The following is a 19,975-nucleotide window of genomic DNA, read 5'->3' on the forward strand; positions in this document are numbered from 1 at the left end:
CTAAAACCTCTCTTATGAATCAATAGCCACTAAGGTGTTAAAATACTTTAACAATTCAAACGTATGATAAAATTTTAAAATAATATAAAAAATTGAACCCAATAATTCATGATGATATAAGGTGATAAGATATATGAGCCAATCTGTAATAGATTCTGCCGAAAATGAAAAAAATAGTCCTAAGATATTTACCAGTAAAGATGTTGAGCACGTCAGTGACGTTGTTGATAAGACGTCAATGGATCAACCCTTAGTTGCTGTGTATTGCGGGTCTCGTGTTGGCAAAAATCCAGTTTACGAAGCGGCGGCTAGAGAGCTGGGAACGGCACTTGCAGATAACAATATGGGGCTTGTATATGGTGGTGCAAGTATAGGTCTAATGGGCGCTGTAGCAGATACAGTGATTGAAGGTGGTGCGCATGCTGTGGGGGTAATACCTAACTTTATGTTGAATCATGAAATCGCACACGAAGGGTTAAGCCGATTACATTTAACGGATACCATGCACACGCGTAAAGCTATTATGGCAGAATATGCGGATGCTTTTATCACGTTACCCGGCGGTTTAGGTACATTAGAAGAAATCATGGAGATTGCCACATGGCGTCAACTGTTTCAGCATGAAAAGCCGATGGTTATTTTAAACATTAATGGTTTTTATGACCCATTAATAGCACATCTTAAGCACACTGCTGCAGAAGGGTTCATGAGTGAACAAGACCTTGATAGGCTGGTCGTATGTAATGACATCAACTCAGCCATGGAATTATTAAGTAAGGTCGTTCACATAGTCAATCCCATAGCCACTCACAAAATTTAGATTATGGCTTTAGGTACTGATTGAATATATTTTGTAAACCTGTTTTATCATCGATTCTGTTTTATCATCAATATAGCGTGGTTTGCAATAATTTATTAAGGACGCTTTTAAGTATAAATTTAAACGCTATCTATAGCATATATGCTTTTATCAACCCTGACATCGCTGGCGGGTAATCACGCTTTTCAGCCAATGTCAAAGCAAGCTCATCAATTTGACGCGAGGTGGTATTAGATAAGTAAGACCACTTATGATGATGCCGTGCATCAAATTGTTCAGGGTCTTCAACTATCAGCTGTTGAGAAGTTAACTGTTCAACGATGTCGTCCGCTGCGGTAAGAGCAGAAGATGCTTTCACATTTTCAGCTCTTGCATAATTCAGGTCTGGGTATAAGCTGACATCGGCAACTCTTAAAGCATCATTTTTACCTGGAATCTGTTGTCCTCCGTATAACGCATTATTAGTCGGATTTGCGGTTGCAAAATTTGGAACAAATTCACTAACTTGTTCAATGGCGCGCTCACTACGACTTTTTAGGGTTTCTGGATTCCAGCCTTCATCAATATAGTCTATAAATTTTGGCTTAAGTTCTGGCTGTGCATCGTCTTCGGTATTTGCCACTAGTCCATCATTAAAGAGTGTTACTGCTTTATTCATACTGTGTATTTGATAATACCCTTGTGGGTATGGGGTCAGTTGGACCATACCATGAGGCGTTCCTCGCTCGCCATGTATGATAATTTCAGGTAACCTAAGAGCGTCATTGACAGACTCCATATTTGGAACTGATTGACTGTCCCAATGCGTAATGTAAGAGGCTTTAAATTCAACCATCCTTTCTACAGGTACGCCTACCATGTTATCAATGACGCCAGTCCTAAAACCACACGCATTGATTAGATAATCAACGGTAACACTACCTTCGTTTTGTTCATCATTATCAGTGTCATTCTGGGTAGCATTCGATTCAGCGCTACTATTTATAGCGTTAATAGTTTCAGAGTTACTGGTTTCAGTTTGGCGCGTTTTAGTTTGGTTAAAGTTAATAAAATCAATTTGCCATTTATCTACCTTAATGTCTTGGTTGTCTGCGTCTGTGGCAAGAGAGTTGCTAATAGAGGCGTGGATAGAGTCACTGCTAGAGGGACTGTTAAAAGTATCGTGGGAAACTTCTTTAGTGTCAGTTCTCTTAGTATCATTTGCGATAGTGTTAGGAATATCAGTTACATTAGTAACCTCAGTGTTTAACATCAGATTCATATTAGGATAGTTGTTTGATGCTATCTGAGCCGATGCCGCCAATCTAAATATGTTCCAGCCGTATTCTCTGACGGCAACTATAGGATACTTTAACTTGTCTAGATCTAATTGAGCCGCCGCAGCCGCTACCCATTCGTCCATATGTTTAGGTAATTCACCCGCTGGTAGCGAATGTGATTCAATTAAAGTTTCTAACCTGTCACGATCATAAAGTTTGTAATAGTCTTCAGGTTCGCCCAGTACTTTGTTTGCTGGATCTTCAGCAATCATGTTACTGTATTCTTGAGTGAGTAACTGCAATCTGGGTACCAAATCTTGAGGATCTCCAGGGTCTCGTTTGGGTATGGCAATGACTGTTGGGCGGACATCGATACTGTGTGGGTATAGTCTTAACATATCTATAGATTGTTTAAGAAGCTCGACACCGTCTTCATCGGGTATATCGCGGTATAAATTACCCCCTGCATGTAAGTGACACATAGGCGGCCCATCGATTAAGCTTGCTTTTGTTTCAAACAAATACGTCTCTACACCTAAAGCTGCCAAGCGTAAAGCGATTGTTGAGCCAGCAACACCGCCACCAACGATACCTACTTTAAAAGCACTATTAGACTGAGAGTAGCTATTTTTGCTAGCAGATGAAGTTTTGGTTTGAGCTGGGTTGTTCATGGTTGATTGTGCGTCTGTACCGTTTAAGTGTGATTTTTCCATTATATTTATATTCTACCTAATGCGTGAATTTTAAATGTTTGGTATTAAACTTGGGCGTATCCCTAATTGATACTCCTAAGATTGCTGGCAAAAAATGGCTATATTCTCGCTAATCTTTGCAAATTTTAAGAAAATATATTTATATTCTCTGCAAAATTTATGTGATTAGCAAAAATCTATCTTATTTTTAGCCTCACCAACCAAATATGGATACGCCCTAGATATTTTTGTTATTTATAATCAATTATCGAAATTAATATTAGTATGGATTGTTTAAAAAGACTTACATTACATTAAGCAAATAGCATACCAAATCTAGTCAAGCATGACTGTTGTACCGAAGTAGTTGACTGTGGCATATATATAATCCATGTCTATAATTTGCAACTTAAAATTATAAAATACATTGAATCTAATAAATGAGTTAGAGATGAGCAAACAATACCTTAAAAGTAAAAAACAATATCGAAAGAAGCGAAGACAACCGTACCCAAGGCATAATCAAAATAAACACTGGTTATTGGGTGCGGGGTTTTTTGTGGTATTAGCAATATTAGCGTTAAACAACGATATCAGCTGGGGCGTTTTAGGTTGGTATATTGCGGTAAGTATAGTGACTTATTTTATCTATTATAAAGATAAGCGCGCCGCGCAGCGAGGGTCTTGGCGTATTCCAGAGATAACCTTGCATTTATGGAGTCTGATTGGGGGATGGGTAGGTGCGCTAATTGCACAAAATTCGCTACGTCATAAAACAAAGAAATCAAGTTTTAAAACCGTTTATTATCTCACGGTTATTTTAAATTTGACGGTATTAATATATTTGATGTTAAATGCGCAGCATATCAATCTTTAGACAACCCCTAGACTTATTAATACGGTATTAGAAGTTAGGTTTAATGAACAATAAAGAAGCTAAGACATTAGCGCAATCAACGTTTCACTTATTGTTTTTAATCCATTAAACTTTTAAGAGTAGTAGATAAAGGTTTTCTGATTATTAGGGTCTGTTGAACATTCAAATATTAGGACTGCTGATAGCTAAAATTGTTCCAAACTAGGCATAAACCGACGATAATGCCCGAAGCGTATTGGACCTTAGCTAGGTTTATAACAACGTTTGGGGCAATTTTAGCATCAGCCCTACGGGGCGGGTCTATTTTTTGTCAATATATTGTGAAATTTTCTAACTTAGAATAACTAAGTGTCTAAAATTTCCCTGCATATTGTCTAAAAAATAACCGCCGCCAGTTCCATATTTGAATGTTCAACAGACCCTAGTATAAAACAAAGCTTTTTCACCATGCTCAGTTTTTTACATTTCACGAGTAATCTACATGTCAAGTGGGATAAACTTTTTTGAGGTTTAAATAAAAGAGATCAATTATGATCTCTTTAAAGTCTATATACAGGGAGGAATATGCAAATATGAATTATGAATACATTCCGAGTCTATTTGTACTCTGATTTAAACTAAACATCTAAACTAAACATTTAAACTAAACTTTTAGACTAGGTATCCAAACTAAAAATAAAAACAGCTGATTTAATCAAGGCGATATTTAGCATTTCTTTTACTTTCTAAAAATAGCATATCAATCACGGCCATGGCAACACCAATACAAATGGCAATATCTGCAATATTGAAGATAGGGTAGTGCCATACATCTGCGTAATGCACATGGATAAAATCGATGACTTTACCAATACGTAGTCGATCTATTAAATTACCAATAGCACCGCCTAATATCAACGCCAAACCCATATTCAAAAGTTTGGCTTGTCTTGGTGCCTTTAATATATAGCTGATTAATAGGATAGATATCACGACAGATATTCCCGAAAAAAACCATTTTTGCCATCCCCCTTGATCCGCTAAAAGACTAAAAGCAGCGCCATAGTTATAAGCCAAGGTCCAGTTTAAAATGGGTTCTATAACTGGTATAGGTTCATGAAAATTAAGTTTGGTATTCGCTAGCCATTTGGTCCATTGATCCAATCCTATCACTACAAGGGCCAATAAATACCAGGTCCATGCTTTACTGCCATTAGGTATTAATTTTGGTCGCTTAAGAGCACTAGGCTCAATGCTAGCATAAGCAGGGTTAGGCTGGTCTGATTCGGCCTCTTGCATGACAATTTGCCTCTCTTCAATATGATTAGGCATAGTAACGTACCTCTCCTGGGCCTTCAATATTGGAGACACAGCGCGTACAAATTTGATTATGTTTTGGATCTGAGCCGACATCAGTACGTACGTGCCAACAGCGAACACATTTTGTACCTTCTGCTGCAGCAACTGTTACGCGCAGGTTTTCCATATCTGTATTTTCACCATATACATCCCCACCTTGTCCGCCAGTTTCGTTAGCCGACGCGTTAGAATTTAAAGGCAATAATTTGGCTGAGCTGGTGATAAGGACAAATCGCAGCTCATCTTGAAGTTTCGCCAAGCTATCATAGACCTCGCCTGCAGCATAAATAGTGACACCAGCGGATAAGTTGGCATTGATTAACTTCGCTTCACGAGCGCTTTCGATGACTTTATTGATGGCATCTTTGGCTTCTAAGATGACCGCCCAATCGTCCTCGCTAATCTTATCCATAACAAAATCAGGCAACTTATACCAGTCTTGGGTGAACACATAAGCATTCACGCCCGTTGCGTTATCTTTTAACAATACTTCCCAAGCTTCTTGAGCAGTAAAGCTTAATATAGGCGCAATCCAGCGTAACAAGGCATGCGCAACATGGTACATTGCCGTTTGCGCTGAACGGCGCGGTTTGCCATCATTCATCGTAGTATATTGACGGTCTTTAATAATATCTAAGTAGAAGCCACCTAAGTCTTGTGAGCAAAACGCAGTCACTTGTTGTGTCACTTGGTGGAAATCCATCGCATCATAAGCGTCAACAATAACTTTTTGAGCTTTTTGCGCACGATGCATAATGTATTTATCCATACTCACCAGCTCTTCCATCGGTAAGCTATTGGTCTCTGGATTGAAGTCATCAGTGTTGGCTAATAAAAAGCGTAGCGTATTGCGGATACGGCGATACATATCGGTTGCACCCTTAAACGCTTGTTTACCCGCATTCATCTCATAACGGTAATCACTTGATGCAATCCACATGCGCAGCATATCAGCACCAGTTTTGTTGATTTCATCTTGCGGATTAATAATATTACCTAAAGACTTACTCATCTTACGGCCATTTTCATCGACCACAAAACCATGCGTCAGTACTTGCTTATAAGGTGCGCGGCCGTACATTGCCTCAGAGGTAAGTAGTGAAGTTTGGAACCAACCACGGTGCTGATCTGAACCTTCTAGGTACATATCCGCCGGATTTCTTAACGCATCATCTTGCTCTAGTACAGCAAAGTGCGTGGTGCCAGAGTCAAACCAAACGTCTAAGGTGTCAGATGATTTGACATAGTCTTTGGCATCGTCACCAATAAACTGCTCGGCATCTGCATCAAACCACGACTCAACACCGCCATTTTCAATCACTTGTGCAATGTCTTCCATGATTTCAAGCGTGCGGGGATGTAGCTCATCGGTGTCCTTATGCGTAAAGAACGGGATAGGTACGCCCCAAGTACGCTGGCGAGAGATACACCAGTCTGGACGACCATCAACCATGGCTTCAATACGGTTTTGACCCCAAGCTGGTGTCCAAGTCACGTTTGGAATATCGGTTAGTGTTTGCTCACGCAAAGTATTGCTACGACCGTCTACTTGATGGTCCATACGAATAAACCACTGCGGGGTAGCACGGAAGATAATAGGGGTTTTATGGCGCCAACAATGCGGGTAGCTGTGCTCCATTTTATAGTGCTTTAATAGATGACCGCTCTCACTTAATATATCGATGATTTTTGGTTGCGCTTTATAGATATGCTCACCAACAAACACTTCTGCTGTATCAAGATAAACACCATTACCAGCAACGGGATTGGTCACTGGTAAATCGTAGCGTAATCCAACCACGTAGTCATCCGCACCGTGTGCAGGCGCGGTGTGCACTAAGCCTGTACCGCTTTCGGTCGTAACATGATCGCCCAAAATAATAGGCACTTGTCGCGACTCAATGAGCGGATGTTGAGCCTTAATTAACTCAAGCTTGTCACCGGTTAGGGTGCTCACCACGCCTTCATTTTCAAACCCCAATGCGTTAAGAGCGTCATCAACCAAATCAGTTGCTAAGATGAGATTGCCTTTAGTGGTTTTAACCACGCTGTATTCAAAGTCCGCACTTACCGTAATCGCTTGGTTGGCTGGTAGCGTCCACGGTGTCGTGGTCCAGATGACCGCTAAGGTTTTATCAAAGTTGCTCTCAGGCAGAATTTGAGACGGATCAACGATTTCAAATGACACATAGATAGCGTCAGAGGTTTTGTCTTCGTACTCAACTTCTGCTTCAGCAAGTGAAGATGAGCAGTCCAAGCACCAGTTCACTGGCTTCATGCCACGCGTCACATAGCCATTGGCATAAATTTTACCCAGCGCACGTACGATATCGGCTTCTTGCTGGAAGTTCATGGTGAGGTACGGGTTTTCCCAGTCCCCGAACACCCCTAAGCGTTTAAAGTCAGCCATTTGTAAGTTGACTTGACTGCGAGCATATTCGCGGCACAGTCCACGAAATTCAGTAGCAGAAACCTTTTTTCCAACTTTACCTACTTTGGCTTCTACTTTTTGTTCAATCGGTAGTCCATGACAATCCCAACCGGGCACATAAGGAGCATCATACCCTGATAGCGTTTTTGATTTGGTAATGATGTCTTTCAGTACCTTGTTAACCGCATGGCCCAGATGAATCTGACCATTTGCATACGGAGGACCATCATGCAAAATATACTTTTCTCTTCCTGCTTTAGCGGCACGAATCTTGCCATATACATCATCTTCTTCCCACGCTTTTAGCCATTCAGGCTCGCGTTTTGCAAGGTTACCACGCATTGGAAAAGCCGTATCGACTAGATTGAGCGTGTCTTTATAATCAGGAGTTGAGTTTTTTTCTGTCATAGAAGTCGTCTTATTTAATAAAGTAAAAGCTGAGTTTATAACTGGGCAGTTAGGAGTATTAGGGAAGTTAGGGATACGGCCCAGATATACCCTTATATTAATATAGGTTTGATATATAAATGTAGAAACATTATAAGTTAAAACCACATCATAGTGAATCAAGTCGCTATCAGCATGGGTTAAGTTTATGGATTAAAACAATATAAGGTTAAACCATAGGACTAAAACCATTATTCAAATATCGAGAGTTAATCAGACGGTTGTAAGGGCTTTGCATTATTGTCTATATGCAACCAGTTACCCATGACCTCTACAAGCTCATCCACGCCCTCTTTTTTCAGAGATGAAAATAACTGAATAGAGAAGGGAAGGTCTAACTTCTCCATGACACGTTTGGTATTTAGCAAAATGTTTTTTGCAGGACCATATTTAAACTTATCGGCTTTGGTTAGCAGTACGTGCACAGGCAGTTCGCCATCTTTGGCCCAATGTAGCATTTGCTCGTCAAAAAACTTTAAGGGATGTCGGATATCCATCAAAAGCACTAAACCAGACAAACTTTCACGAGAAACCAAATACTCTTCAAGTTCAGTTTGCCATACCACCTTCATCTTTTCAGGTACAGCGGCGTAACCATAACCGGGTAAATCAACCAAACGCGCTTCTTTATTACCAATCGTAAAGAAGTTAATCATTTGAGTACGCCCAGGCGTCTTTGAGGAACGTGCTAATTGACGCTGATTGGTCAATACATTAATAGCGGATGATTTGCCTGCGTTAGAGCGCCCCGCGAAAGCAACCTCATAACCCACATCTGGTGGGCACAATTTAAAGGTCGGCGCAGACATCAAAAATTCAGTTTGCTCTAACCGTTTACGCGCCGATAAGTGCGATAAATCCTGCGGCTCAGTAGGTTGAGGTTCGACCTTTAATGATTTTTTATTCATAGTCTTTCTCAGATCGGGCTATTAAAAACTATTATTATAGCGATTCTTATGCGTTAATCCTAATTAGTTGTAAAGATATTGAACAACAAAAAAGTTTTATGAGCCTAATAAGCTTATAAAAACCCAATAGATAACTTTAATGATTGATATTCTAGAATAAATCACCATAATAAACGTATATTCAGTGAATATGTGTTTACTGAAAAATACTTAAGGTTCTTTCTATCAAATTATGTTTTAAGAGTCTTAAAGGATACCTCACTCTCAACTCTTTGCGTAGGCTGTGGCTTTAGCCCAGCGTATTTAGTTAAAAGATACGTTTTGATGTGCTAAATGCACCAACCTACATTTGGTTGTAATAAGTTGAGAGTGGGGTAAAGGATGTTTGCGAGTAATTGTTTACAAGTGATTGTTTAAAAGTAATTGTTTAAAAGTAATTGAGTACAAACAATTAGGTTAGTAAACCTTAGTTTAAACTTGCGACATCAGATATCAAGGAGACTACTTATGAGACTGTCTATGCGACCTTCCATTAATGTACTAAATGAAGTATCTATTAATAATGCATCAAATCATGATGTAGCAGGGTATGAACTCGTCCCTATACATAAAGTATCAACTGCTAAAATGATAAAAAATTTAAGGTTAATGGTTTTATCTGTGGTAGGAGTAATGTTTTGGGCGGCGCCTACGCTAGTAAATGCCAATATCGATACCATATATCAAGAAAGCTGTGCCACTTGCCATGACTCAGGCGCTTTCAAAGCACCTAAAACTGGAGATACTGCTGCATGGACGAAGTTGAAGTCGGAAAAAGGCATACCTAATTTGCTTAATACGGTAAAAAATGGGGGCAGACAGATGCCCGCTGGCGGGTTGTGCCCTGACTGTACCGATAAAGACTACGAAGCACTTATCGAATATATGTCTAATTAATAGGTATCTATCCCCTGTTTAAATTAAGGTTTTGTGATGGATAGGGTCTGTTGAACATTCAAATATTAGGACTGCTGATAGCTAAAATTGTTCCAAACTAGGCATAAACCGACGATAATGTCTAGACCTTAGCTAGGTTTATAACAACGTTTGGGATAATTTTAGCATCAGCCCTACGGGGCGGGTCTATTTTTTGTCAATATATTGTGAAATTTTCTAACTTAGAATAACTAAGTGTCTAAAATTTCCCTGCATATTGCCTAAAAAATAACCGCCGCCAGTTCCATATTTGAATGTTCAACAGACCCTAATACTAATCGAGGGTATTATTTGTACTCAGATTGACTAATATGTCACGGATAAGTAGCTATTATTACAAAACTATTGATATAATAATCCTATTAAATATTCTCTGTGAGTAGTTATAACGAAACTATAGCTCATAACCCAGCGTCTATAACCACATGGCCATTGAAAACAATCTGGTTATTAAAAACAATCTGGTTATTAAAAACAATGTTGTTATCAAAATCAACGTTGTCATTAAAATCAACGTTGTTATAAAGTTCAGCGTAGTTTTCAAAACTTTATTGGTTGGAGTGCAGGTTTTTATCTAAGATAGGTTTATCATTATTTTAGATAACTAAGAAGCAAAGCTTAAGAGGGGAGTTTCTTAAGGTTTTGAAGCTTCGAGTTGATAGTTTTAAATATAGTTACTTAGCTACCGCCTGAAAGACTTAGTAGGATTAGACTATAATGAAAAAATTGCTCGTTGTCACCAGCGTATTATTTGCCAGTATCAGCGCCCATGCAGTTATTACTGTTCCTAAATATGATGTTGAGGCAGCTAAAGATATTGTTGCTAACAACTGTAGTGCTTGTCATGGCGAGACTGGAATTAGTGTCATACCAACTCAGCCAAATCTAGCCGGACAAAATGTTCGCTATTTATACAAACAGCTTATGGATTTTAAAACCGGCTATCGCGTAAACGGTATTATGCAAGCGCAAATTGCTGGTTTATCACAACAAGACCTTGCGAATCTTGCAGGCTATTATGCCAGTCAGAAACCTTGGACTGCTTTCGCTGGTGATCCTGCTACGAGTGAAGAAGCCAATCACTTGTTCTTAGGCGGTGATAAGTCTCGTGGTATTATCGGCTGTGCAGGCTGTCATGATCCTAAAGGCGCAGGTAATGCATATGCTGCTTTCCCTCGTATTGGTGGTCAACATGAAGAATATTTAGGGTTACAGCTTAAAATGTTCCGTGCAGCAGGTCGTGAAGATGATGTGTCTAAAGATCAGATGCGTATCAATGATGCGGCTAAAGAAGGGGATAAGGGCATGATGCAAGTGGTCGCATCAAAATTATCTGACAATGATATTAAGATATTGTCAAAATATATTAGTGCCGTACACTAAACCTTACTTATATTTATAGCTATATAAGCTAAGCTATATAAAATAAGCTAAATAAATTAGGTTAAATATTTAAATAAATTAAAAATCGTTTTAAATACGTTATTTAACCCAATATTTTAAGTTATACAGCCATAAACCCCGTTTTCGGGGTTTTTGTTATTATATAATGGCATTATTTGTGCTACTACATTTGATACCTTTTCTTAAATCAACCTATCTTTGTCGAACTCGCCAAACCTACGAATGGTAGTTTTAGCACTCGTTATCCTCGATATGTAAATTTTAAGATTTGGTATGAGTTCGCTGATTATGGTTTATAGATTATTGGTCGATTTGATGTCTAATTAGGGGTTGCGGCCATGTAATGACACACATAAAGCGACATACAATATAAATACTATTCATAGCCGTGGGAATTACCATGTTAAACCGTTTTTCTTCATTGTTCATTGCTGCGTTATTGCCTTTGTTACTTTTTAGATGGTTTGTACCAGCACCAGCAGGCCAATTAGACTTTTGGTTAATGTGGCTTGTAGCAATGTTTGCCGTTGGCTTACCGTTATTATATGCAGAAATTGGTCTTGCGCATCGTAGCTTAAAGACGCCGGCTATAGGCATTCAGGAATTAACACGTCAAGCTGACACCTCAACTTTATGGCGAAGCTTTGTTTGGATTACGGTTATCTTGTCACTGTTGATCGCAAGCTTAAGTATTGATGCGGTGAGTGCAAATCTATTAAATGCCACGCAACAACTCGGTATGCAACTAAATGTTCCGAGCATAGCTATTGCTGGTGTGATGGTGGTTATTGCTGGGTTATTGAGCTTGCTAGGGGGCGTCACATTATTAGCGGCTATTGCGCTTATTGTCGCATCCTTTTTATTAGGCGCTATTAGCAACCTATCTTCTATCAGCATGGTCATGACAGAAGCAACTTTAGGAGAATGGGCAAGGGCGGTAACGCTTGCTCTTGTGACCGTAGGCGTAGGTTCGGGACTGTATTGGTTCACAAGCCCTCTTGTCGATAGCCATGAGGATCTAAATAAATCCTATGATCGTAACCCAAAAAAAGTAGCGACCAAAACGGTATTTCCCATTTGGATCGTTCAATTGGTTATAGGTAGTATAGCGCTGATTTTCAATACTGCGGTCTTGTCGCCAGGACTAACGCTGATCTATGCGTTAGGTGTGTTAGCTGCAGCAGCTTATTTTATCCATTATGCCAGTACTCAAATTGCCACTCGATTTAATCGGTTTGGAATATGGATTGCGACAGTAATTAGCATTATTTTAACTCTTGTGATCGTCTCTATAGCCACACCTCAGATTCTAAGCGTGGCATTGGTTGTTTTAAGTATTGTGAGTGCCTTGATATTAGCCATATTCTCAGGATGGCTAATGAAAATTAGCCATATGCGCAAATCATTGAACTTTAGTTCTGAAGGGTTTTATAACCTATGGCGAGTAGCCATTCGTATCATTGTGCCAATATTAGTCATTAGTGCTATTGTCAGTTGGTTAATCGCATGAAAAACGATGTGATAATTAATACTTATTCAAGTAAAGATACTGATAAAAATACAGACACAGACACAGACACAAACATAGATGCGACATTGCCAGTGAGCTTAGCTTATGCAAAGTCGGCCAATGATCATCTTTATATCGATATGAAATTTGGAAAAAACACCACTATTTTGGAAGCACTGAGACAATTAGGCTTGCTCGATACTTTTCCTGATTTAAGACAGTGGTGCGAGGCTAATAAAGATAAGAATAAAGTTGACAACAAATCATGGCGAGTGGGTATTTTTTCACAAAAAAAACCGCTTAGTTATGTTTTACAAGCACATGATAGGATTGAGGTGTACCGACCGCTGACCATTGATCCTATGCGCAAACGCAAAAATAGAGCAATTTTATAAGCTGTAGATTTATGCATTTAGTCTTATATGCATTTAATATATATGCATTTAATCTACATGCATTTATACCGAAATATACCTTCATGCATAACTTAACATGACATAAATAAGTATATTAATAAGTATAAACGACTACTTACTTTTAGCATAGCTGAAGTTTAAGTCATGCATGAATTTAAGGGATGTATACAAATCCGCTTTAAGCATAATTATTAAAAAAACATTGATTAAAAAACAATTATTTAAAAACTGTGATCAAAGCACAGTGAATGAAGTGGTTCTTAATACCAACGCTACTATTGGTTCACTTTTGGTAAAGTGTCCACACCTTCAATGCGAGTCACCACATTGGAGTCATCAAAATAGATAATTAAATGCTGCTTGGCATCACGGATAATTTGTTTGCCTTCACGAACCCCATATGTACCCGGCGTATAGTCGTAAATATAATCCCAACGATTAGGGGCTAATGAATCACGTATGGCAGGACTGCCAATCAGATAAGAGACCTGATTCTTATGCATACCAGGCTGAATTTGCTGCGCTTGCGCTTGCGTAATAGGCGTACCTTGAGGCAAATCAATTTTATAAACACTAAATACAGAGCAGCTTGCAAGAGTTAAGAAGCTTGATAAAGCGATAGGAAAAAGTAAAAATTTTAATTTATTCATAATATCACGTTTTAATAGTTACTCATTGTTTACTTGGCATGTGTCAATTAACATTGATGGTAAACGATTAATTGACTCGTAATTTATATTATTTAGACAAATGATACGTTAATTACTTGCAAATGCCTACCACTTAAGAGACTATTTAACTAATTTTGTTTTAATACATACTTTGAATATAATTTGCTAATAAGCGCTTATGCTAACTAAAGCCTAATAAACATTCACAACTATAAATATATAAGGAATGCTATGAAATTTACAAATCAGGATTTACGTAAAGCAGGGTTAAAGATTACTTTACCTCGTGTCAAGATACTAGAACTTCTTGAAAGCGCTGAACACCACCATATGAGTGCAGAGGAAGTTTATAAAGCTCTCATAGAACAAGGTGAAGATGTGGGTCTGGCAACAGTATATCGCGTTTTAACTCAGTTTGAACAGGCAGGTATCGTAGAGCGTCACAATTTTGAAAATAACTTATCTGTGTTTGAAATAATGACAGATGAGCATCACGATCATCTGGTTTGCGATATATGCGGTAAAATTATTGAGTTCCATAACGAAATTATTGAAAATGAGCAGCTAAAAGTTGCTCAGGAACATGGCTTTAGGTTATCAGGTCACTCATTGGTATTATATGGTATTTGTAATAATGTAGAATGCCAAAATATTGCCTCTAAATAATATTTTTGTATAAATCAAAGGAGCAAACCTGCTGGTTCGCTCCTTTTTTTACATTAAAACTTAAGCTTAAGCATACAGATTAGGATCAATGATCGATTGATAGTGCCATTAAATCTTCAGACCTATTATTATCTAATTTACTTTCAAGCTTAATTCTCAAGCGTAAATCATTAGGTGAATCTGCATTGCGAATGGCGTCTTTATAGGTAATTTTTTGTTGTTCGTGCAAGTTATATAATGCTTGATCGAAGGTTTGCATGCCCACTTCATTAGACCGTGCCATGAGCTCTTTTATCTCATTAATTTGCTTTTTACGTATATAGTCACTGACTAAGGTAGAGTTTAATAAGATCTCTAGTGCCGCATATCTACCATCTTCGTGTGCTGCGGGTATAAGCTGCTGCGCTATAATAGCATTAAGATTTAAAGACAAATCCATAAACAATTGATCATGACGAGTATATTCAAAAAAACTAACAATGCGATCTAATGTTTGACTGGCATTGTTAGCGTGTAAGGTTGCCAGTACTAGATGGCCAGTCTCAGCATATTGTAAGGCGTAGCTCATGACTTCACGGTTTCTAATTTCACCAATGGAGATTACATCAGGTGCTTGACGTAGCGTATTTTCAAGTGCCACTTCAAAAGACTCTGTGTCCACCCCCACTTCACGCTGAGTAACAATACAGCCCTCATGGTGGTGTTCAAACTCAATAGGATCTTCAAGAGTGATAATATGATCATTGGTCTCACGATTACGCAGACCTAACATCGCAGCAAGCGTGGTTGATTTACCCGTACCCGTGCCACCGACGATTAAAACTATTCCGCGTTTTGCTAAGGCTAGGTCTTTAATAACAGGGGGAAAGTTTAATTGTTGAAGGGTAGGGATTTTAGATTCAATCTTACGCAGCACCATACCTGCGCTGCCCCGTTGTATAAACGCACTTACTCTAAACCGAGTGGTTTGCGACTTATCATAGATAGAAAATTGCAGCTCTTGATGCCGATTAAACTCTTGACGCTGCTGCTCTGTCATACAGTTTAGTACCAGCTTCATACACTGTTCACTAGTAAGCGGTGTATTACCGACAGCTCTGATTGTCCCATTGATTTTGAGTGATGGCGGGGCACCTGCGGTTATAAATAAATCAGAACCATTTTTAGTAATAAAGGTTTGAAGCAAGTCGTTAAAATTCATGGCAGTTTAGCTCGAGATAAGAGTCGTTAATATCATTATGTAGTGATTACATAAATGAGTCTGGTTGTTTGGCATAAGGCTTAGCAGTTGCTAAATCAATCGTATTATTGTCCACAAGGTTTTTTAAAGACTTGTCTAAAGTAATCATACCTTCACTTGATCCCGTTTGGATAGAGGAGTAAATTTGCGCCAATTTGTTTTCTCTTATCAGGTTACGTACCGCAGTGGTTCCAATCATAATCTCATGTGCTGCTACACGTCCGCCTGTTTTTCTTTTGAGTAATACTTGAGACACTACTGCTTGTAAAGATTCAGATAGCATTGAGCGAATCATTTCTTTTTCTGCGGCCGGAAAAACATCCACAATACGGTCAATCGTTTTGGCTGCTGAGCTGGTATGTAAGGTGGCAAATACTAAATGTCCAGTTTCAGCCGCGGTTAATGCCAAACGTATGGTCTCTAAATCGCGTAATTCACCAACCAATATTACATCTGGATCTTCGCGCAAGGCTGAGCGTAATGCAGCATCAAAACTATGCGTATGACGATGAACTTCACGCTGATTGATTAAGCTTTGCTTAGAGTGATGTACAAATTCGATAGGGTCTTCGATAGTCAATATATGCTCTTTACGAGTCTCATTAATGTAATCTAGCATGGATGCAAGCGTTGTAGACTTACCTGAACCTGTTGGACCAGTTACTAAGACAATACCACGCTTATGACTCGATATCTTTCTAAATACCTCACCTAGCCCTAAGTTTTCTAACGTTAAAACTGACTCAGGTATCGTACGCAGTACAGCGCTCGCTCCACGGCTTTGATTAAAGGCATTCACCCTATAGCGAGATAAACCAGATATTTCAAATGAGAAGTCTGTTTCTAAATGTTCTTCATAGTCAGCACGCTGCTGATCAGTCATGACATCATATATTAAGCCTTGAACCATTTTATGGTCCATAGAGGGCATATTGACCTTAACCATATCGCCATCCACTCTAATGATGGCTGGCATGCCTGCTGATAAATGTAAATCTGAGGCATTGTGTTTATGCGCAAACCTTAACAGGCTTTCGATGCTAACAATTCCTTTTTCTGACACCGTATGGTTCCTTTTTAAATCTATGTCGGTTTTGATTAGATAGATGACTCATTTTTTAATTAAGCTCAAAGTTGTAAAATTCTTAAGTGCCACTATCATATCAAGGCTAAAAATAATTGTCAGATATTATTTCATTTACTTTTAATTTAAACTTCTATTAAATTTTGACGAAGTATATATTAAAATATAAGCCACTTTACATGGTGTTGCAAATTTACTGACGAGTGTATTAGAGAAACACTGGCGCTAGTGTTAGGATTATATGTAAATAGATTAATCGAGTATATGAAATGACAGCAACAAACCTTATAAAGAATTGGCAAAACGTACGTGACCAAATTTGTGAAGTAGAAGACTCAATATCTCAAAGTGATTTAATGGGAAATATTAATAAAAAAAATGAAGTGACTCTTTTGGCAGTCTCCAAAACCAAACCTGCTCAAATGGTGGCAGAATTAGCAAAGGCGGGTCAAGTTCATTTTGGAGAAAACTACTTACAAGAGGCGCAAGATAAAATTAATGAGGTCAATCACCTGTTGGCTGGTGACTCTGATCAAGCTGCCTCTAAACGGCTCGTATGGCATTATATCGGGCATATACAGCGTAATAAAACCCGCGATATTGCCAGTGCTTTTGATTGGGTACATACCATTGAAAGAGACATCATTGCCAAACGATTAAATAATCAGCGTCCTGATGATAAGGACAATTTGAATGTATTAATCCAAGTTAATATAGATAAAGAGGAGAGCAAATCAGGATGTATGCCAGAAGCGCTGAACGAGCTTGTCAAAACGGTTAAAACATATGATCGATTAAATTTACGCGGATTGATGATTATACCATCTACGGAAGATACGGGCGCTTTTGAGCGTACCAAAACGCTTTTTGATAACATTCGCCAAAGTCACCCTGAATTAACAATGTGGGATTCTCTAAGTATGGGAATGAGTAGTGACTTACAACAAGCTATTACTCAGGGTTCTACTATGGTGAGAGTCGGCAGTGCTATTTTTGGTGAACGTGAATAGAATCAAATACAATCAATTTAACAGATAATTTTGTTTTATAAAAAAGGGCTGCATATTGCGGCCCTTTTTTTAACTTTTAATTCTAAATTCATATAAAAAGCTAATTCGCTAAACTATTCTTCCGTTTTCCATCCATTAACAAGTGGATAACGACGCTCACGTCCAAAAGCTTTGTGACTAATTTTAGTACCAATAGGTGCCTGACGACGTTTAAACTCGCTATTATCTACAAGTTGTATGGTTCGACTGACCACGGCGGGCTCAAATCCTTTTGCAACGATATCTTCATACCCTAAATCATTATCAATATAGTCTTTTAAAATAGCATCTAAAACATCATAATCAGGTAAGCTGTCTTGATCCTTTTGGTCAGGACGCAGTTCAGCAGAAGGCGGGCGTGTTATTACACGCTCTGGTATAACATCGGAATCTTCTAAGCGATTACGATAGCTTGCAAGCGCATAAACCTGTGTTTTGTAGACGTCTTTAAGCACATCAAAACCACCAGCCATATCGCCATACAATGTCGCATATCCTACTGCCATTTCAGACTTATTACCTGTCGTAATGACCAAATGACCAAACTTATTAGAAAGTGCCATTAATATCATGCCGCGCGCTCGAGCTTGAATATTTTCTTCAGTAGTATCTGCTTTGGATTTGCTAAATAGGGGTGCGAGCGTATGACGAATACCATCGACAGCGTCGTGTATGGGACAGACAGTGTAAGACACATTCAAACGACGTGCCTGAGCTTGCGCGTCTTCTAGACTAATCTGTGAAGTGTACTCATAAGGCATCATAACCGCATAGACCTTATCTGCACCTAACGCATCAACCGCAATACATAAAGTCAATGCCGAGTCGATACCACCGGATAACCCAACGATAACACCACCAAATCCAGAATGATTAACATAGTCGCGTAGACCGACGACAAGTGCTTGATACATTTCAGATTCAGTACTCAGCTGCAAAGGTGCTTTGTCTTGAGTATCAAATTTACCTTGTTCAATATCATAGGTTGCATATAGGGTTTGCTCTAAAAACCTTGACGCTTCATGCGCCACTTGGCCGTTAGGCTGCACCACCATAGAACCACCATCAAACACTAAGTCGTCTTGGCCACCTACCGCATTCACATATACGATTGGAATGCTATTTTTAGAGGCACGTTCATTAAGCATGGCTTGACGAACAGACTGTTTGTTCGATTCAAAAGGAGACGCATTTATACTGATAACTAAATCAGCGCCTTGATCTTTTAAAGCTTTAAGCGGCTCTTCTTGCCATAAATCTTCGCAGATCAGTAGACCTATGGTCACCCCTTGATAATCAAACAAGACTTGATTGCGACCTTTATCAAAATAGCGGCGTTCATCAAATACACCATAGTTAGGCAAATACTGCTTATGGTAGAATCCTTTTTGTTGACCATTTTGTATGATAGCGGCTGAGTTGAACGTACCATGATAATCAACATGCGGATAGCCAATAATCATCACGATATCATTAATATCGCTTAGAGAATTTAGAGCAGCTTTAACACGATCGGATAGGCGAGGACGTAATAATAAATCTTCCGGTGGATATCCTAATAAAGCCAGTTCAGGGAATACAATAATATCCGCACCATTATCACGAGCTTCGATAGCTAAGGCACGCATTCTATCAATGTTAGCTTGAATGTCACCTACCATGAAGTGGGACTGGGCGAGGGCAAATTTAAGCTGTTTTCCTTTTAATTGTTGTTGAGTGTTATCGCTTGACATTTAATATCCTATAAATTTGGGTGTGCATGTGTTATGTATTGAATGTTATGTTATTAAAATAAACTGGTAATATCAGATCAAATAATTATTTAATTATCCATATAAGAAGATATGAGCCCCGTCAAATTAATAGTAAGATAAGTAAAATAGATGATAAGAGTTCTTTTTAAATCTATTAAGTCCTATAACTTTTATTAAAATTACCTCATTTAGAACTGAGCTGACTAATATATATTTGAACAGAATATTTTAAATTAAAATTTCTTCAAGGGTAAAGTAAACCCATGAACAGTTATTCTCCAACGCTTATAATAAGCTTTTCAATAATTTTTATAGCAGCAATTAAATATATAACGTTTTATAATAAATATTACTAGTATAGCATCAAAAATTTAATCATTTATAAACCAGTTATACTTCTTGTCCAAGACTTGTTCCTATTAATTAAATGATGT

General features: G+C 38.5%; 16 protein-coding genes. 8 read left to right on the top strand and 8 right to left on the bottom strand.

All coding sequences use genetic code 11. The features are described from left to right. Window positions 1-238: 238 nt before the first annotated feature. On the top strand, window positions 239-820 hold the full coding sequence (locus tag AC2SLP_RS07810; RefSeq protein WP_486536144.1) for an LOG family protein: 582 nt from the start codon (window positions 239-241) through the stop codon (window positions 818-820). 130 nt (window positions 821-950) lie between these two features. On the opposite strand, the gene AC2SLP_RS07815 is transcribed toward AC2SLP_RS07810, so the two are convergent. Continuing rightward, window positions 951-2,792: an FAD-dependent oxidoreductase gene (locus tag AC2SLP_RS07815; protein WP_486536112.1), complete on the bottom strand. Its 1,842-nt coding sequence runs from the start codon at window positions 2,790-2,792 to the stop codon at window positions 951-953. A gap of 430 nt (window positions 2,793-3,222) precedes the next feature. Between AC2SLP_RS07815 and AC2SLP_RS07820 the strand changes: the two genes are divergently transcribed. Then, window positions 3,223-3,648 carry a DUF1294 domain-containing protein gene (locus AC2SLP_RS07820; RefSeq protein WP_486536113.1) on the top strand — a complete coding sequence of 142 codons (426 nt, stop codon included), beginning with the start codon at window positions 3,223-3,225 and terminating at the stop codon, window positions 3,646-3,648. A 690-nt stretch (window positions 3,649-4,338) separates the two neighbouring features. On the opposite strand, the gene lspA is transcribed toward AC2SLP_RS07820, so the two are convergent. From lspA to yihA, 3 genes are all read right to left on the bottom strand, one after another. Beyond that, window positions 4,339-4,959, bottom strand: a complete 621-nt coding sequence (gene lspA / locus AC2SLP_RS07825; RefSeq protein WP_486536114.1) for a signal peptidase II — start codon at window positions 4,957-4,959, stop codon at window positions 4,339-4,341. Then, window positions 4,952-7,825: an isoleucine--tRNA ligase gene (gene ileS, locus AC2SLP_RS07830; protein WP_486536115.1), complete on the bottom strand. Its 2,874-nt coding sequence runs from the start codon at window positions 7,823-7,825 to the stop codon at window positions 4,952-4,954. Before ileS ends, lspA begins: the two co-directional genes overlap by 8 nt. Before the next feature lie 248 nt (window positions 7,826-8,073). Beyond that, a complete protein-coding gene (yihA, locus tag AC2SLP_RS07835; RefSeq protein ID WP_486536116.1) occupies window positions 8,074-8,772 on the bottom strand; it encodes a ribosome biogenesis GTP-binding protein YihA/YsxC in 699 nt (232 codons plus the stop codon). Between the two features lie 507 nt (window positions 8,773-9,279). On the opposite strand from yihA, the gene AC2SLP_RS07840 reads away from it, so the two are divergent. The 4 genes from AC2SLP_RS07840 to AC2SLP_RS07855 all read left to right on the top strand — a co-directional run bounded on the left by AC2SLP_RS07840 (window position 9,280) and on the right by AC2SLP_RS07855 (window position 13,056). After that, window positions 9,280-9,708, top strand: a complete 429-nt coding sequence (locus tag AC2SLP_RS07840) for a c-type cytochrome (RefSeq protein WP_486536117.1) — start codon at window positions 9,280-9,282, stop codon at window positions 9,706-9,708. A gap of 756 nt (window positions 9,709-10,464) precedes the next feature. Further along, the gene (locus AC2SLP_RS07845) at window positions 10,465-11,130 is read left to right on the top strand and encodes a c-type cytochrome (RefSeq protein WP_486536118.1); all 666 of its coding nucleotides are present in this window, start codon (window positions 10,465-10,467) and stop codon (window positions 11,128-11,130) included. Window positions 11,131-11,551: 421 nt separating this feature from the next. Then, the gene (locus AC2SLP_RS07850) at window positions 11,552-12,661 is read left to right on the top strand and encodes a hypothetical protein (protein ID WP_486536119.1); all 1,110 of its coding nucleotides are present in this window, start codon (window positions 11,552-11,554) and stop codon (window positions 12,659-12,661) included. Then, the gene (locus AC2SLP_RS07855; protein WP_486536120.1) at window positions 12,658-13,056 is read left to right on the top strand and encodes an RnfH family protein; all 399 of its coding nucleotides are present in this window, start codon (window positions 12,658-12,660) and stop codon (window positions 13,054-13,056) included. Before AC2SLP_RS07850 ends, AC2SLP_RS07855 begins: the two co-directional genes overlap by 4 nt. A 296-nt stretch (window positions 13,057-13,352) precedes the next feature. Here the strand turns inward: AC2SLP_RS07855 and AC2SLP_RS07860 are convergent, their stop codons facing one another. Continuing rightward, window positions 13,353-13,727, bottom strand: a complete 375-nt coding sequence (locus AC2SLP_RS07860) for an outer membrane protein assembly factor BamE (RefSeq protein ID WP_486536121.1) — start codon at window positions 13,725-13,727, stop codon at window positions 13,353-13,355. A 252-nt stretch (window positions 13,728-13,979) separates the two neighbouring features. Between AC2SLP_RS07860 and fur the strand changes: the two genes are divergently transcribed. Next, on the top strand, window positions 13,980-14,414 hold the full coding sequence (gene fur, locus AC2SLP_RS07865; RefSeq protein WP_486536122.1) for a ferric iron uptake transcriptional regulator: 435 nt from the start codon (window positions 13,980-13,982) through the stop codon (window positions 14,412-14,414). Between the two features lie 85 nt (window positions 14,415-14,499). Here the strand turns inward: fur and AC2SLP_RS07870 are convergent, their stop codons facing one another. Together AC2SLP_RS07870 and AC2SLP_RS07875 are read right to left on the bottom strand one after the other, a co-directional pair. Beyond that, entirely contained in the window at window positions 14,500-15,615 is a 1,116-nt protein-coding gene (locus AC2SLP_RS07870; RefSeq protein ID WP_486536123.1) for a PilT/PilU family type 4a pilus ATPase, read from the bottom strand. 46 nt (window positions 15,616-15,661) lie between these two features. Beyond that, entirely contained in the window at window positions 15,662-16,702 is a 1,041-nt protein-coding gene (locus AC2SLP_RS07875; RefSeq protein WP_486536145.1) for a type IV pilus twitching motility protein PilT, read from the bottom strand. 305 nt (window positions 16,703-17,007) lie between these two features. Here AC2SLP_RS07875 and AC2SLP_RS07880 point away from each other — a divergent pair, with 305 nt between their 5' ends. Continuing rightward, window positions 17,008-17,748: a YggS family pyridoxal phosphate-dependent enzyme gene (locus tag AC2SLP_RS07880; protein ID WP_486536124.1), complete on the top strand. Its 741-nt coding sequence runs from the start codon at window positions 17,008-17,010 to the stop codon at window positions 17,746-17,748. 113 nt (window positions 17,749-17,861) lie between these two features. Here the strand turns inward: AC2SLP_RS07880 and AC2SLP_RS07885 are convergent, their stop codons facing one another. Next, window positions 17,862-19,520 carry an NAD+ synthase gene (locus AC2SLP_RS07885; protein WP_486536125.1) on the bottom strand — a complete coding sequence of 553 codons (1,659 nt, stop codon included), beginning with the start codon at window positions 19,518-19,520 and terminating at the stop codon, window positions 17,862-17,864. Window positions 19,521-19,975 lie beyond the last annotated feature (455 nt).

The sequence above is a fragment of the Psychrobacter sp. CX21 genome (assembly GCF_057396255.1).

Bases quoted from the DNA above. Each gene is read 5' to 3' on its own strand.
- AC2SLP_RS07810 (WP_486536144.1), top strand. From the start codon at position 239: ATGGATCAACCCTTAGTTGCTGTGTATTGCGGGTCTCGTGTTGGCAAA.
- AC2SLP_RS07815 (WP_486536112.1), bottom strand. From the start codon at position 2,792: ATGGAAAAATCACACTTAAACGGTACAGACGCACAATCAACCATGAAC.
- AC2SLP_RS07820 (WP_486536113.1), top strand. From the start codon at position 3,223: ATGAGCAAACAATACCTTAAAAGTAAAAAACAATATCGAAAGAAGCGA.
- lspA (WP_486536114.1), bottom strand. From the start codon at position 4,959: ATGCCTAATCATATTGAAGAGAGGCAAATTGTCATGCAAGAGGCCGAA.
- ileS (WP_486536115.1), bottom strand. From the start codon at position 7,825: ATGACAGAAAAAAACTCAACTCCTGATTATAAAGACACGCTCAATCTA.
- yihA (WP_486536116.1), bottom strand. From the start codon at position 8,772: ATGAATAAAAAATCATTAAAGGTCGAACCTCAACCTACTGAGCCGCAG.
- AC2SLP_RS07840 (WP_486536117.1), top strand. From the start codon at position 9,280: ATGAGACTGTCTATGCGACCTTCCATTAATGTACTAAATGAAGTATCT.
- AC2SLP_RS07845 (WP_486536118.1), top strand. From the start codon at position 10,465: ATGAAAAAATTGCTCGTTGTCACCAGCGTATTATTTGCCAGTATCAGC.
- AC2SLP_RS07850 (WP_486536119.1), top strand. From the start codon at position 11,552: ATGTTAAACCGTTTTTCTTCATTGTTCATTGCTGCGTTATTGCCTTTG.
- AC2SLP_RS07855 (WP_486536120.1), top strand. From the start codon at position 12,658: ATGAAAAACGATGTGATAATTAATACTTATTCAAGTAAAGATACTGAT.
- AC2SLP_RS07860 (WP_486536121.1), bottom strand. From the start codon at position 13,727: ATGAATAAATTAAAATTTTTACTTTTTCCTATCGCTTTATCAAGCTTC.
- fur (WP_486536122.1), top strand. From the start codon at position 13,980: ATGAAATTTACAAATCAGGATTTACGTAAAGCAGGGTTAAAGATTACT.
- AC2SLP_RS07870 (WP_486536123.1), bottom strand. From the start codon at position 15,615: ATGAATTTTAACGACTTGCTTCAAACCTTTATTACTAAAAATGGTTCT.
- AC2SLP_RS07880 (WP_486536124.1), top strand. From the start codon at position 17,008: ATGACAGCAACAAACCTTATAAAGAATTGGCAAAACGTACGTGACCAA.
- AC2SLP_RS07885 (WP_486536125.1), bottom strand. From the start codon at position 19,520: ATGTCAAGCGATAACACTCAACAACAATTAAAAGGAAAACAGCTTAAA.